The organism is Luteimonas salinisoli (genome assembly GCF_013425525.1).
In the GTDB taxonomy this organism is placed as follows: Bacteria; Pseudomonadota; Gammaproteobacteria; order Xanthomonadales; family Xanthomonadaceae; genus Luteimonas; species Luteimonas salinisoli.
Genome location: NZ_JACCKA010000088.1, coordinates 84,021 through 97,044, shown reverse-complemented (window position 1 = coordinate 97,044; position 13,024 = coordinate 84,021). Strand labels below are relative to the sequence as shown.

At 71.4% G+C, this 13,024-nt stretch carries 13 protein-coding genes and 1 pseudogene; 11 read left to right on the top strand and 3 right to left on the bottom strand.

Going from position 1 to position 13,024, the window contains the following annotated elements; all coding sequences use genetic code 11:
- A pseudogene (locus H0E84_RS20255) lies at positions 1-297 on the bottom strand (signal recognition particle-docking protein FtsY); the annotation flags it as partial.
- A 74-nt stretch (positions 298-371) separates the two neighbouring features.
- Here H0E84_RS20255 and rsmD point away from each other — a divergent pair.
- The 8 genes from rsmD to H0E84_RS17180 all read left to right on the top strand — a co-directional run bounded on the left by rsmD (position 372) and on the right by H0E84_RS17180 (position 6,708).
- Entirely contained in the window at positions 372-971 is a 600-nt protein-coding gene (gene rsmD / locus H0E84_RS17215; protein ID WP_345776337.1) for a 16S rRNA (guanine(966)-N(2))-methyltransferase RsmD, read from the top strand.
- A 46-nt stretch (positions 972-1,017) separates the two neighbouring features.
- The gene (gene coaD / locus H0E84_RS17210) at positions 1,018-1,521 is read left to right on the top strand and encodes a pantetheine-phosphate adenylyltransferase (RefSeq protein ID WP_180679881.1); all 504 of its coding nucleotides are present in this window, start codon (positions 1,018-1,020) and stop codon (positions 1,519-1,521) included.
- Positions 1,522-1,560: 39 nt separating this feature from the next.
- Positions 1,561-2,046: a hypothetical protein gene (locus H0E84_RS17205; RefSeq protein ID WP_180679880.1), complete on the top strand. Its 486-nt coding sequence runs from the start codon at positions 1,561-1,563 to the stop codon at positions 2,044-2,046.
- A gap of 108 nt (positions 2,047-2,154) precedes the next feature.
- Entirely contained in the window at positions 2,155-2,466 is a 312-nt protein-coding gene (locus tag H0E84_RS17200; RefSeq protein WP_180679879.1) for a YfhL family 4Fe-4S dicluster ferredoxin, read from the top strand.
- 43 nt (positions 2,467-2,509) lie between these two features.
- Entirely contained in the window at positions 2,510-4,294 is a 1,785-nt protein-coding gene (ggt, locus tag H0E84_RS17195; protein ID WP_257644274.1) for a gamma-glutamyltransferase, read from the top strand.
- 81 nt (positions 4,295-4,375) lie between these two features.
- Positions 4,376-5,266, top strand: coding sequence for an MBL fold metallo-hydrolase (locus tag H0E84_RS17190; RefSeq protein ID WP_180679878.1), 891 nt, complete (start codon positions 4,376-4,378; stop codon positions 5,264-5,266).
- Positions 5,263-5,958, top strand: coding sequence for a TMEM43 family protein (locus H0E84_RS17185; RefSeq protein WP_180679877.1), 696 nt, complete (start codon positions 5,263-5,265; stop codon positions 5,956-5,958). The genes H0E84_RS17190 and H0E84_RS17185 overlap by 4 nt, the downstream gene beginning before the upstream one ends.
- A gap of 381 nt (positions 5,959-6,339) precedes the next feature.
- Positions 6,340-6,708 carry an REP-associated tyrosine transposase gene (locus tag H0E84_RS17180; protein ID WP_180679876.1) on the top strand — a complete coding sequence of 123 codons (369 nt, stop codon included), beginning with the start codon at positions 6,340-6,342 and terminating at the stop codon, positions 6,706-6,708.
- Between the two features lie 395 nt (positions 6,709-7,103).
- On the opposite strand, the gene upp is transcribed toward H0E84_RS17180, so the two are convergent.
- Positions 7,104-7,736 carry a uracil phosphoribosyltransferase gene (upp, locus tag H0E84_RS17175; RefSeq protein ID WP_180679875.1) on the bottom strand — a complete coding sequence of 211 codons (633 nt, stop codon included), beginning with the start codon at positions 7,734-7,736 and terminating at the stop codon, positions 7,104-7,106.
- 305 nt (positions 7,737-8,041) lie between these two features.
- Positions 8,042-9,538 (bottom strand): aminotransferase class III-fold pyridoxal phosphate-dependent enzyme, encoded by a 1,497-nt coding sequence (locus tag H0E84_RS17170; RefSeq protein WP_180679874.1) that lies wholly within the window; start codon positions 9,536-9,538, stop codon positions 8,042-8,044.
- Between the two features lie 140 nt (positions 9,539-9,678).
- On the opposite strand from H0E84_RS17170, the gene H0E84_RS17165 reads away from it, so the two are divergent.
- The 3 genes from H0E84_RS17165 to H0E84_RS17155 all read left to right on the top strand — a co-directional run bounded on the left by H0E84_RS17165 (position 9,679) and on the right by H0E84_RS17155 (position 12,992).
- Complete coding sequence (locus H0E84_RS17165; RefSeq protein WP_180679873.1) at positions 9,679-10,110, top strand: Lrp/AsnC family transcriptional regulator; 432 nt, start codon at positions 9,679-9,681, stop codon at positions 10,108-10,110.
- A 388-nt stretch (positions 10,111-10,498) separates the two neighbouring features.
- Positions 10,499-11,569 carry a tRNA preQ1(34) S-adenosylmethionine ribosyltransferase-isomerase QueA gene (queA, locus tag H0E84_RS17160; protein ID WP_180679872.1) on the top strand — a complete coding sequence of 357 codons (1,071 nt, stop codon included), beginning with the start codon at positions 10,499-10,501 and terminating at the stop codon, positions 11,567-11,569.
- Between the two features lie 349 nt (positions 11,570-11,918).
- Positions 11,919-12,992: a Fe(3+) ABC transporter substrate-binding protein gene (locus tag H0E84_RS17155; protein ID WP_180679871.1), complete on the top strand. Its 1,074-nt coding sequence runs from the start codon at positions 11,919-11,921 to the stop codon at positions 12,990-12,992.
- The last annotated feature ends 32 nt before the right edge of the window (positions 12,993-13,024 follow it).

The following is a 13,024-nucleotide window of genomic DNA, read 5'->3' as shown; positions in this document are numbered from 1 at the left end:
GGCCGGAGCGGACGCCGCCGAGGGCGCTGGCGGCGGCGTGCCGGAGGCGCTCGATGGCAGTTCGGCGAGATCGGGCGGAGCCGGTTGCGCCTCCGGAGAAGGTCCGGCAGGCGTCGCCTCGTCGCGCGTCGCCCCATCGCCGGACGGCGGGGTTTCGGACGGCGCGCCTTCGGACGGCGCGGCGGCGGGCGGCGCGCTGTCGGGAAAGGCCGCAGCGAGTTCCTCGATGCTCAGGCGCCGCCTGCTGTCTTCCGGGCGTGCCGGTTCGGGTTTGTCGCGTCGGAACCAGCTGACCATGCGGTCGAAGAATCGCGGATGGGGGAGAATGGCGTCATGTTAGCACCGCCGCCCATGACGACCCCGCCCCTGGCGTGCACCTGCAGGCCTCGCCGGTGAACACCGCGCCCGGGCGGATCCGCATCATCGGCGGACGCTGGCGCGGCACGCGGCTGCCGGTGCCGGACGTGCCCGGCCTGCGGCCGACTTCGGATCGTGCCCGGGAGACCCTGTTCAATTGGCTGCAGCCGGTGCTGCCGGGGGCGCGCGTGCTCGACCTGTTCGCCGGCACCGGCGCGCTGGGTCTGGAGGCGCTGTCGCGCGGCGCGCGCGAGGCGCTGCTGGTGGAGCGCGACCCGCGCCTGGCGCAGGCGCTGGAGGAGACCGTGCAGCGGCTCCATGCCGGGGACCGGGCGCGGGTGGTCCGCGCCGACGCGCTGGCGCTGTTGCGGGCGCCGCTGCACGGTCGCTTCGACCTGGTCTTCGTCGATCCGCCGTTTGCCGACGGGCTGTGGCAGCCGGTACTCGATGGGCTTGCGCCCTGGCTGGCCGAGGACGCCTGGCTGTACCTGGAATCGCCGGGGCAGGCCGGCGTACCGGCGGGCGAAGGCTGGCTGCCGCATCGCGAGGGACGCAGTCGCGACGCCGGTCACGCGCTGTACCGCCGCGCGCCGCGGGCGCCAGGGCGACGCTGATACACTTGCAGCCGTTGTTCCGGCCTTCCCGACCACGGACCCATCCATGAGCCTGGCCCGCACCCGCATCGCGGTCTATCCCGGCACCTTCGACCCGATCACCAACGGCCATGTCGACCTGGTCGAACGCGCCGCGCCGCTGTTCGAGAAGATCGTCGTCGGCGTGGCCGAAAGCCCGGCCAAGCGGCCAACCCTAGATCTCGACCTGCGGGTGCGGCTGGCGCGGGAGGCTCTGGCGGCCTACGGCAATATCGAGGTGCGCGGCTTCAACTCGCTGCTTGCGCACTTCGTGCGCGACCTGGGCGCCGGGGTGCTGCTGCGCGGCCTGCGCGCGGTGTCCGATTTCGAGTACGAGTTCCAGCTGGCGAGCATGAACCGGCATCTCATTCCGGAGGTCGAGACGCTGTTCCTCACGCCGGCCGAACAATACGGCTTCATATCCTCTTCGCTGGTCCGTGAGATCTCCCGCCTCGGCGGCGATGTGTCCGCGTTCGTGCCGGCGGCGGTGGCCGAAGCGCTGCAGGCCGAATGGCAGCGCACCGATGCTTGAGACGACATGACGACCATACGAGACACGGGGAGGAACACCATGCACATCATCAACCGCCTGCTGCTCGCGGCCTGCCTTGCGCTGCCTCTGGCGGCCTGCCAGAAGGACGAGGGCCCGCAGCAGGTCGAGCGCGCACCGCTCGCCGCGCCCGCCAACGGCGACTCCGCGCAGTGGCGCGCCTACCTGCAGGACCTGGTGCCCCGGCACATGGAGGGCATCCAGAACCAGCCCTTCATCTACCTGGTGCCCGACGACGAGACCGCCGATTTCGAAGGCCTGTACGAGCGCCTGAGCGAAAAGGCGCAGAACGACGTCGCCCGCGGCATCATCCGCGGCAACATGCTCGCCTACGCCGGCCCCGATTCCAATCGCGTGGCGGACATGGTGGTCACCGCGTTCGAGAGCGTGCCCGCGGGCAGCATGAACGGCGTGCGCGTGCTGTTCGTCGGCGATGCCGCCGACAGCCAGCGGGTGCAACAGGCCGTTGCGCCGGCAGGAGTCGAATACGTTTTCGTCGAGAAGTAACCTGCCCGCCGAGATCCGGTCCCGGCGCATGCCGGGCCCGGCCCCGGGCCCGATCACCAGCGCCCTGCGGCACGCGCGCGGACCCGCCGATCCACCGAGGGCCGAGCGTTGGCGCTGAAGATCAACGAGCTCTGCGTCAACTGCGACGTCTGCGAACCGGCCTGCCCCAACCAGGCGATCTCGCAGGGCGAGACCATCTACGTGATCGACCCGGCGCGCTGCACGGAATGCGTCGGGCATCACGACGAGCCGCAGTGCGTGGTGGTGTGCCCGGTCGAATGCATCGATCCCGATCCGGAGCGTCCGGAATCCGAAGCGCAGCTGCTCGCCAAGCTGCGCCGGCTGCAGGGAGGGGATCGGTCCCCGGAAGGCCCGCGCGCGGAGGGCGCGGCCGCCACGCGGCCGCCCGCATCCGATTGACGTCCCGAACCAAGTCCGGCGCGAGCCAGCCACAGGAGTCCGCATGAAACCCCTCTCCAGACTGATGTTCCTGCTGGTCCTGGCGTTCGCGCCCGCGCTGGCTTCGTGCCAGGAGGCCAGCGCGCCCGGACCCGTAGCCGACGCCCGCGGCGTCGACGCGCTGACCCCGCCGGGCGTGGCGGTGGCATCCGCCCACGCCTTGGCGACCGAGGCCGGCCTGCAGGCGCTGCGCGAGGGCGGCAATGCGTTCGACGCGGCGGTGGCGGTGTCGTCGACGCTCTCGGTGGTCGAGCCGATCAGTTCCGGCCTCGGCGGCGGCGGGTTCTTCCTGCTGCACCAGGCCGACGGCGGCCGCGACGTGTTCGTCGATGCCCGCGAGACCTCGCCGGCGGCGGCGACGATGGAGCGGTACCTCGATGCCGACGGCGGCTTCGACAGCGACCGCGCCACCAACGGGCCGTGGGCCGCAGGCATTCCCGGACTGCCGGCGGCGCTGGTGCACATGGCGGAGAAGTACGGCCGCCTGCCGCTCGAGGCGACGCTGGCGCCGGCGATCCGCATCGCCCGCGAGGGCTTCCCGGTCTACGCGCGGATGGCGCGCGGCTACGAGCGCCGGCGCGAGGTGATGGAGCGCTACACGGGCAGCCGCGCGCTCTACGCGCCGCAGGGCAGGGCGCTGCAGGAGGGCGACACGTTCCGGCAGGCGGACCTGGCGCGCACCCTGGAGCGGCTGGCCGCGCAGGGGCATGAAGGCTTCTACCGCGGCGAGACCGGCCGCCTGCTGGTCGAGGGCGTGAATGCCGAGGGCGGGCAATGGACCGCGGAGGAACTGGCCGCCTACCGGGTGGTCGAGCGCGAGCCGCTGCGGTTCCGCTACCGCGACTGGGAGGTGGTGACCGCACCGCCGCCGTCCTCGGGTGGGGTGGCGCTGGCGCAGATGCTGCAGATCCTGGCGGGCTGGGACCTGGAGTCGCTGGATCAGACCCAGCGCACCCACCTCACCGTCGAGGCGATGCGCCGCGCGTTCCGCGACCGCACCTTCTATCTGGGCGACCCCGACTTCACCGAGATCCCGATGCGCACCCTCACCAGCCGCGACTACGCCGCGGGGCTGCGCGCCACCATCCACCCGCGTCGGGCGACGCCGAGCGATCTGCTGTCCGGCGAGCCGACCCCGCTCGAGGACGAGGAGACCACCCACTTCTCGATCATCGACGCCGAGGGCAACCGCGTCGCCGCCACCCAGACCGTCAACCTGCTGTACGGCTCCGGGCTGGTCGCACCCGGCACCGGCGTGCTGCTCAACAACGAGATGGACGATTTCGCGCTCAAGCCCGGCACGCCGAACGCGTTCGGGGTGATGGGCTTCGAGGCCAACGCGCCAGAGCCGGGCAAGCGCATGCTCAGCTCGATGACGCCGACCTTCATGGTCTCGGACGACCGCATCGCCGTACTCGGCACGCCGGGCGGCACCCGCATCATCACCATGGTGCTGCTGGGGATGCTCGGTTACGACGCCGGCCTCGATGCCCAGGCCGTGGCGGCGCTGCCGCGCTTCCATCACCAGTGGACCCCGGACCGCATCTCCGCCGAGAGCGGCGCGCTGGCCGCGGCCACGGTGCGCGCGCTGCGAGAGATGGGCCACGAGGTCGACGCGCCCGACGAGGCCGAGGTCGAGCGTCAGGCCGGCGGACGCGCCTCCAGCCACGTCTGGGGCAATCTGCAGACCGTGGCCTGGGACCTGCGCGACAACGCCCTCGAGGGCGGAAGCGACCCGCGCAACCCGGTCGGCAAGGCGACGGTGGAGCCGCGCGCCGCGTCCGACTAGCCCGGACCGCGCCGGCGCCCGGTGGCCGCCGCTCGTGCGACCGTTTCGGTCCCGCGACGCCGGCGGCGCTACACTCGGGCCATGAAACTCTGGTCGATCGAAGGCAATACCCAGAAGCTCGACGGCGGCGCGATGTTCGGCAACGCACCGCGCGCCATGTGGACGAAATGGGCCGCGCCCGACGCGGTCAACCGCATCCCGCTGGCCTGCCGGGCGCTCCTGGCCCGTCCGCTCAACGGCCTGACGGTGTTGTTCGAGACCGGGGTGGGCGCGTTCTTCGAGCCGAAGCTGCGCGAGCGCTTCGGCGTGGTCGAGGACCGCCACGTCCTGCTCGATTCCCTGGCCGGGGCCGGCTGCTCGCACGAGGACATCGACGTGGTGGTGCTCTCGCACCTGCATTTCGACCACGCCGGCGGGCTGCTGACCGCCTGGCGCGAGGGCGGCGCGCCGGAGCTGCTGTTCCCGAACGCCACCTTCCTGGTCGGTCGCGAACACTGGGAGCGCGCGCGCAACCCGCATCCGCGCGATCGCGCCAGCTTCATTCCCGAGCTGCCGGGGCTGCTGGAGGCCAGCGGCCGGCTGCAGCTGGTCGACGGCGCGCGTTCGCCGGTGCTCGGCGACGCGGTCTCCTTCGGCTACAGCCACGGCCACACCCCGGGGATGATGCTGGCCGAGATCCACGGTCCCGAGATCGTCGACGGCCGCCCGCACGGCGGCGTCGCGTTCTGCGCCGACCTGGTGCCCGGCCGCCCGTGGACCCACGTGCCCATCACCATGGGCTACGACCGCGCCCCGGAGCTGCTGATCGACGAGAAGCAGGCTTTCCTGGAGGACAAGCTGGCGCGCAACGTGCACCTGTTCTACACCCACGACCCGGAGATCGCGCTGGCGCAGCCCGTTCGCGACGGGCGCGGCCGCTTCGGCACCGCGCACGAGGTGCCGCGGCTGCAGGCGAGGGTGCTGCACCCATGATGCGCGCGTGGCTGCTCGCGCTGGCGATGGCCGCCGCCCCCGCCGCCGTGGCGCAGGCTCCCGCCGCGGTGCCGGCGCCGCGCGGCGGCGAGGTCCTGGTGGACGACGAGTTCGGCGTCGGTACCCAGCAGTTCGGCCTGCGTCGCGAGGTGGAGATGGCGCAGTGGCGGCGCTCTGCGGAGGGCTACGCGCTCGAGTGGAGCGACCGGCCGCTCGATTCGCGGGAGTTTCCGCAGCAGTACCGGAACCCCGGGGAGTTCCCGGTCGCTACGCAGCAGTGGGAACGCCCGGTGAAGATGGACGACGGCCGGCCACTGGCTCCGGCCGCGCTGGCGGAGCTGGGGGAGTGGCGGCCGCTCTCTCCGGACCTGGACGCGCTGCCGGGGAACCTCGCCGCCACCTTCCGCCTGCAGGGCGACCTTCTCACCACCGCGGCCGACCTGGCCGAGCCGGCGCCGGGCGACCTGCGCGTGCGCTGGTTCGAGCGCGTGCTGCCGTCGCTGGACGGGCGGCTGGTCCTGCAGGACGGCGTTTGGATCGCCGCCGGCGCGCCGGACGGTCCCGCCGATGCGCCGCCGGCCGACGGCGAGGGCGAACTGCGCAACTACACGCCTTGGCTGGGCGGGTTGTTGCTGCTGATCGCCGCGATCCTGGTCGCCCGCCATCGCAAGCGCCGCCGCCGCACCCCGTAGAGCGGAGCTTGCTCCGCTGCTCTCGGCTCCGGAGCCCGCGCAGCCGAGCAAGCTCGGCTCTACGTGGGGCTCCGGCGCCCGCGTCGCCGGTCCGGCCCGGCGCCGCACCTCGTAGAGCGGAGCTTGCTCCGCTGCTCTCGGCTCCGGAGCCCGCGCAGCCGAGCAAGCTCGGCTCTACGGGGGTCGACCGAAGATCGCTGGACGGCGTTCTCGCGGAAAGTTCCTACTCGACATTCGGATACGCGCCGATATCCAGGCCTGCATTCGCCTGTGATGCTGTGGCAATGGCGAGTCCACGATTGCTGAAAGGCCGCGTTTCGCGAGCCGGCGATTTCTACGTGGTGACGACGGTGACCGAGCGGCGCCGGGAACTGTTCCGCAGTGAATGCTTGGCCGACGCAATTATCGGAGAGTTGCGCCGCCTGCGCCGACGAGGAAGCGCTGGATTCCCTGGCATGGGTGGTCATGCCTGATCATCTGCATTGGCTGCTGCAGCTGCGGCGGAGTTCTCTGAGCCGATGCATGCAGGCATTCAAGTCGCGGTCCGCACGTGCGGTCAACGCCGCCGGAGCGTGGCAGGGGTCGGTCTGGCAGGCGGGTTTCTACGATCACCGCCTGCGCGACGAAAGGGATCTCGAGCGCCAGAGCAGATATCTCATTGCGAATCCCATCCGTCGCGGCTTGGTCAGCGACATCGACGCCTATCCGTATTGGTGGTGTCGATGGATCTCGCGCGCCGCCGATCTGTAGTGGCGGTACCCGCGCCCTCGTTCCGTAGAGCGGAGCTTGCTCTGCGGCTCTCGGCTCCGGAGCCCGCGCAGCCGAGCAAGCTCGGCTCTACGGGGCTCCGGTGCCAGCACGGCACTGGTCCGGCCCGCCTCCGTAGAGCGGAGCTTGCTCCGCTGCTCTCGGCTCCGGAGCCCGCGCAGCCGAGCAAGCTCGGCTCTACGGGGGGCTCCGGTGCCAGCACGGCACTGGTCCGGCCCGCCTTCGTAGAGCGGAGCTTGCTCCGCTGCTCTCGGCTCCGGGGCCCGCGCAGCCGAGCAAGCTCGGCTCTACGGGGCTCCGGTGCCCGCGTGACGCCGGTCGGCCGGGCAAGGGGGTCTGCCGGTGCGGTCTGTCTTGGGAGGCCCGCGGCGTGCGGGTCAATCGGCGCGGGTGCCGAAGATCTTGTCGCCTGCGTCGCCGAGGCCGGGCAGGATGTAGCCCTTCTCGTTGAGCCGTTGGTCGATGGCCGCGGTGTAGATCTCGATGTCGGGATGCGCGGCTTCGATCGTGCGCAGTCCCTCCGGGGCCGCCACCAGGAACAGGCCCTTGATCCGCGTCGCACCGGCGGCCTTGAGCATGTCGACCGTGGCGACCAGGGTGCCGCCGGTGGCGAGCATCGGGTCCAGGATCAGCGCGGTGCGGTCCTGCATGTCGCCGACCAGGTTCTCGTAGTACGGCATCGCCTGCAGCGAGGCCTCGTCGCGCCTGATCCCGACCACGCTCACCTTGGCCGCAGGGATCAGCTCCAGCACCCCCGGCAGCATGCCCAGCCCGGCGCGCAGGATCGGCACGAGGGTGATCTTGCGGCCCTTGATGCGGCGCACGTGGACCCGGCCGGCCCAGCCGGCGACCTCGGCGTCCTCGGTCTCCAGGTCCGCGGTGGCCTCGTAGGTCAGCAGCGTGGCGACCTCCGCGGACAGCTCGCGGAAGCTCTTGGTGCTGTTGTCGGCCCTGCGCAGCAGGCCGAGCTTGTGTTGCACCAGCGGATGGCGGACTTCGACGATCTTCATGGAGGCGGGCGCCCTGGGCACGATGCGAGGAGTCTGCATCAAGGCGACAATGGCTGTCCAAGCAGTTGGAGACGCAACCGCGCATGGCCGGCTTCATTCCGTGCGGCGCCCGCGGTGTTCGGTCCTCGCAACGGGTGCCCGCCAGCCACGAGCGACCGAGGCCGGATGGCGACCGGTGCGCATCGAGGGCGGCATTCGCACACGCAACTGCCCATGCGGGACGTTGTCGCAGGGTCGCATGACCTGTGCCGGGCACACGCGCGTTTCGTCGGCCGGATTCGCCTCTTGTGCCGGCCGCGTCGGCCTCAGGCGGCCTCTGCCTGCCGCTGGCGCGGGCCCTCGAGCAGCGCCCGGCGCACCATCGCCACCAGCAGGTCCAGCTCGTCCTCGCCCATCTCGAAGCGCGGGGTGAAGCGCAGCGAGTTCTCGCCGCCGTGGATTACGCCCAGGCCGTGCTCGCGCAGCCATTCTTCGCTCGAGCCGGCGCCGTAGCCCTTGAAGTCCTTCGCCAGCTCGCAGGAGAACAGCAGGCCGGTGCCCTGGACCTTGGTGATCAACCCGCCCAGCTCGGCCTTCAGCGCTTCCAGCTTCTCCAGCGCCTGGCGGCCGCGCTCGCGGACGTTCGCGCGCAGTTCCGGGGTGATCGCGCCCAGCACCGCGCAGGCGACGTCGGCGGCGCGCGGGTTGGCAGTCATGGTGTTGCCGTAGGTGCCGCGTTGGTAGATGGCGGCAGCGCCTTCGCCGAGCGCCAGTACCGACAGCGGGTATTGGCCGGCGTTGAGCGCCTTGGAGTAGGTTTCCAGGTCGGGCGGGTCCTGCTGCTCGAAGCCGGGATAGTCGACGATCGACAGCGTGCCGGTGGCGCGCAGGCCGGCCTGGATCGAATCGACCAGCAGCAGCGCGCCGTGCGCGCGGGTGAGCTCGCGTGCGGCTGCGTAGAACTCCACCGGCACGCGGCGGCCGGGATCGCCTTCGCCCATCACCGGCTCGAGGAACATCGCCTCGATGAACCAGCCGTTGGCGTCGGCATCGGCGAAGGCCCGCTGCAGCGCGCCGATGTCGTAGGGCTCGACGGCGATCACGCTGTCCTCGCCGCGGTAGCTGGCGAGGTACTGCATGTAGGTCTTGCGGGTGGAATCGGAATAGAGCGCGGGACGGTCGGTGCGGCCGTGGAAGCTGCCCTTGACCACCAGGCGCTTGATGGCGCGCCCGGCGTGGCGCCCGCCGCCGTCGGTCATCGCCCGGGCGTTGGTATCGGCGATGCGCGCGGCCAGGCCGACCGCCTCGGAGCCGGAGTTGAGGCACATGAAGGCGGCGAACGGGCAGTCGCCCCGCGCGTGGCCGATCTCGGCGCGCAGCGCGCGCGCCAGCCGCAGCTGCGACAGGCTCGGCGTCATGATGTTGGCCATCGCCTGGGGCCTGGCCATCGCCTCGAGCACCGCCTCCGGTGCGTGGCCGAAGCCGAGCATGCCGTAGCCGCCGGTGTCGTAGAGCACGGCGCCCTTCAGGGTCACGATCCAAGGGCCGCGCGCGGCCAGGGCGACGTAGGGGTTCACGCCGTCCTGCGGGTAGAAATTCACGAAGTCGGCCTGCACGGCCTGGACCTGGGCGTCCTCGTCGAGGTCGAGCAGCCCGGCGAAGTCGCCTCCCAGGCGCGCGAACTCGGCGGCGGCGGCGTCGATCGCGGCGACCAGCTCGGGGTGCCCGGCCGCGAAGCTGGCGACGGTGGCGTCGTCGAGGCCACTGGTGCGCTGTTCGCCCTTGCGGGTGCGGAGCGGGGCGAGGGTGTCGATCACGGACATGCGGTCCTCCGGGTGCGGAATGGGGCCGGCGCCACGATTGCGGCAGGCAAACCCTATTATCGCGATGCTTTCGTCGATTAACAGGTGCGATCTGCTCTGAATTCATGTAGAAATCGGCAGATCGACGAAAATGGCTCGCCATGAAGCTCACCGACGCCGACGAAGCCCTGTTGTCGCTGCTGCGCGAGCACGCCCGCGCGCCCACCGCGGAGCTGGCGCGCCGGCTGCAGTTGTCGCGCACCACGGTGCAGAGCAGGCTGGAGCGGCTGGAGCGGCAGGGGGTGATCGCCGGCTATACGGTGCGCCTCAACGAGGACTACGAGCGCGAGCGGGTCCGTGCGCTGATCATGATCACGGTGTTCCCCAAGCGGATGCCCTCGGTGGTGGAGGCGCTGCACGGCATGTCGGGGGTGCGCAGCGTGCAGTCGGTGAGCGGCCCCTGGGATCTGGTGGCCGCGGCCGCGGTGCCCACCATCGGCGAGATGGACGTGCTGACCGACCGGATCGGCGCGCTCGACGGCGTCGAGCGCACGACGTCCTCGCTGGTGCTGTCGACCAAGTTCGCGCGCTGATCGGTTCCGCAAGCCTATAGGTGAAGAGCGGCTTCGGAAGCATCGCGGGGCGCGAGCCGCGCCGGGGGTGTTGCTCCGCCCTTCGGTCCGGCCATCCATGGCCGGACTCAGGGCCGCAGGCCATCCATGGCCTGCTCTCCGCAACACCCCCGGCACGTCTCCCGCCTCTTTGCGTTGGTGGGCTTCGGAGGGATTGGCTTCCGAGCAATCGACGGTGAATCGCCAACGCGGCATCCGGGCCGGGGGAGGCGGACAGCGGACCATGGATGGCCCGACTCCGCCGGGGAGCCTCCCCCGGCCCGGGCGCCGCTCATCCCGAAGCCCACGAACTAACGCCGTTGGCGTCGTGACCATCCGCGAAGACGTGCGTTCCGAAGCGCGCCGTACAATGCCTCGCGCCCCCGCATGGCCTGTCTTCTTGAAGCGATCCGATTTCCACTACGAGCTGCCGCCGGAGCTGATCGCCCAGGCGCCGCTGCCCGAGCGTTCCGCCAGCCGCCTGCTGGTGGTGCCGTCGGGCGAGGGCGCGTTCGCGGATCGGCAAGTGCGCGACCTGCCGGAGCTGCTGCAGCCGGGAGACCTGCTGGTGTTCAACGACACCCGGGTGATCCCGGCGCGGCTGTTCGGGCAGAAGGACAGCGGCGGGCGGGTCGAGATCCTGCTCGAACGCCTGCTGCCCGACAACCAGGCGCGGGCGCAGATCGGCGCCAGCAAGTCGCCGAAACCCGGGGGACGCATCGCCCTGGACGGCGGCGGCAGCGCCGAGGTGCTCGGGCGCGACGATGCCGGCTTCTACCACCTGCGTTTCGACGTGCCGGACGCGCTCGAATCCTGGTTGCTGCATGCCGGGCGCATGCCGCTGCCGCCGTACATCCGCCGCGAGCCGGGGCAGGACGACGCCGAGCGCTACCAGACGGTGTTCGCGCGCCAGGTCGGCGCGGTGGCCGCGCCGACCGCCGGGCTGCATTTCGACGATGCGCTGCTGTCCGCGCTGCGGGATCGCGGGATCGGCTTCGGCCACGTCACCCTGCACGTCGGTGCGGGCACGTTCCAGCCGGTGCGGGTGGAGGACGTGCACGCGCATCGCATGCACAGCGAGTGGCTCAACGTCGGTGCCGAACTGGTGGCGCAGGTCCGCCGCACACGCGCGGCCGGCGGGCGGGTGATCGCGGTGGGCACGACCGTGGTGCGGGCGCTGGAGAGCGCGATGCACGACGGCGAGCTGCGGCCGTTCGCCGGCGAGACGCGGATCTTCATTTTCCCGGGGTACCGCATCCGCAGCGTCGATGGACTGTTGACCAACTTCCATCTGCCCGAGTCGACGCTGCTGATGCTGGTATCGGCCTTCGCCGGCCGCGAACGGGTGCTGGCCGCGTACGCGCATGCGGTGGGCGAGCGCTATCGCTTCTTCTCGTACGGCGATGCGATGCTGCTGCTCCCGCAGGGCGCGGATGGTTGATGCGACCGCGGCCTGTCGCGATGCGGGCTTCGCGCCCTTGGGACGCTCCCGCAGGCATCGCACACTCTCGGCGCCGCGGGCCCGCAGGAGCGAGCCGTGCCCGCGAAGGCGATCGCGTTGGGGCATCGTCGCCGGCGATGGTCGAACACCGGCTTCGTGTCCCTGAGACGCATCTGCGCAAATGGGTGGCGCCCGTTGAACCGCTCTTCGTTGCGAGGCCGGCGAGGTGGGGCGGGCTGCCGGCGATGCCGTAAATGCGTACAATTCTCATCTACGGCCGGGACTTGGCCGGCGGCGCCCCGCGCCGGAACCCGCAACCGCAAGCCAAGGAGACTGACCGATGCGATCCATGCCTTCCCCCGCGTCCCTGCTGGTCGCCGCCTGCGCGGTGCTCCTGGCGGCCTGCGGCCAGCAGGAACCCGCGGCACCGACCGCCGGGGCGGACGGCGCCGGGCCAACGGCCACCGGCGAGGTCAACCTCTACACCACCCGCGAGCCGGGGCTGATCCAGCCGCTGCTGGATGCCTACACCGCGAGCAGCGGGGTCCGGGTGAATACGGTGTTCCTGAAGGACGGCCTGCTCGAACGCCTCGGCGCCGAGGGCGGGCGCTCGTCCGCCGACGTCCTGATGACCGTCGATACCGGCAACCTGCTCGACCTGGTCGAGGCCGGGCATACCCAGCCCGTGGACTCGGAGGTCCTGGAGTCGGCGATCCCGGGTCACCTGCGCGGCACGGACGGCGAATGGTTCGCGCTGTCGCTGCGCGACCGGGTGCTGTACGCCGACAGGGACCTCGAGCTGGACGGCTTCGCCTACGAGGACTTGGCGGACCCGCAGTGGAAGGGCAGGGTCTGCATCCGCTCCGGCCAGCACCCCTACAACACCAGCCTGTTCGCGGCGATGATCGCCCACAACGGCGCCGAGGCCACCGAACGGTGGCTGCGCGGGGTCAAGCACAACCAGGCGCGCAAGGCCGCCGGCGGCGACCGCGACGTGGCGCGCGACATCCTCGCCGGCATCTGCGACATCGGCATCGCCAACGCCTACTACGTGGGCCGCATGAAGAACGCCGAGGAAGGCTCCGAGCAGCGCCAGTGGGGCGATGCGATCCAGGTGATCCGGCCGGTGTTCGCCGGCGCCGCCGACGGCGGCACCCACGTCAACATCAGCGGTGCCGCCGTGGCCCGCCACGCGCCCAATCGCGACAACGCGGTGGGGCTGCTGGAGTATCTGGTGTCCGACGAGGCGCAGAGCCTGTACGCGCGGGCGAACTACGAGTATCCGGTCAAGGCCGGGGTCGAACTGGATCCGGTGGTCGCCAGCTTCGGCGCGATGAAGGTCGATCCGCTGCCGCTGGGCGAAGTGGTGCGCCACCGCCGCCAGGCCAGCGAACTGGTCGACAAGGTCGGCTTCGACAACTGAGCCCGACGGTGCCCGCCAGGCCGCAATCGCGC